At 74.5% G+C, this 998-nt stretch carries 1 protein-coding gene and 1 tRNA gene; both read right to left on the bottom strand.

All coding sequences use genetic code 11. The features are described 5' to 3' along the window. Nucleotides 1-52: 52 nt before the first annotated feature. Nucleotides 53-126 (bottom strand) — tRNA-Gly (locus tag E4P40_RS27700). A gap of 166 nt (nt 127-292) precedes the next feature. Further along, the coding region (locus E4P40_RS27695; RefSeq protein WP_209305562.1) for an IPT/TIG domain-containing protein at nt 293-998 on the bottom strand (706 nt) is incomplete at its 5' end.

The raw sequence follows: 998 nt of genomic DNA, 5'->3' as shown, positions 1-998 counted from the left end.
GACCGGACCGGAGATCGCGAGAATGGACAGGCCTCGCGACATGCGTCCACCGTGGAGCGGGTGACGAGAATCGAACTCGCACTGTCAGCTTGGGAAGCTGATGTTCTACCATTGAACTACACCCGCGTACCGCTCTGACCTGCGCTTTCGCGCTCCTGGCCCCGGCCGTGGCCGATCGAGCGGTCCCGCAGAGAGTACACGGCGCCCGAGGGTGCGGGGCAGCCGCCCGAACGCACTGCGCCCCGTCCGCATGGGGAAGTCGGACGGGGCGCAGCAGCTCTCGGGGACGGGGTCAGATCGCGACCCCGGCACAGGACGACGAGCAGTCCACCGACCAGATCGACCGGAGGGCGCCGAACTTCGCCGACCGCACGAGCCGCTCACCGGACGGACCCTTCCGGACGACGGGCTCGGTCACCGGGGACGGACCGCCACCGCCGGGTGCCGGCGTGGTGCCGCCACCGGGTGCAGGGGTGGTCCCGCCGCCCGGCGCCGGGGTGGCCCCGGAGCCGCTGTCGGCCGGGTCCTCCGGCGTCGAGCCGGCGGACGGGTCGTAGTAGGTCAGCGCCCGGCTGAGCACCTGGCTGGTGCCACCCGCGGCGAAGATCGACACGTCGTAGCTGTCGGCCGTCCGGGCGGGGACCCGGAAGACGACCTTGGTCGCCGACGAGATGAGGACGGTGGCCGTCGCCGTCGCGCCGATCCGGATCGTCGGCGACGCCGGGAGGGCGAGGCCGGTGACGGTGACCAGGGTGCCTCCGGCGGTGCTCACCCGGTTCGGGCTCAGCGAGGTCACCTTGAAGGCGCCCACCGCGTCGTACTGGGTGGTGTCCGGCGCGGGCGTGCTGGGCGACGTGCTGCCGCCACCGCCCGGAGCGGGCGTCGAACCGCCGCCCGGGGCGACGACCGGCGGCGTGGCCGGGGGCGTCGTGGTGCCCGGGCCCGGCGGGCCGGGGGTCACGGGCGTTCCGGGGTCGGCCGGGTCGGCGGGGTCAGCA

This window comes from Blastococcus sp. CT_GayMR20, assembly GCF_004570345.1.
This window is presented reverse-complemented; position numbering and strand designations above follow the sequence as displayed.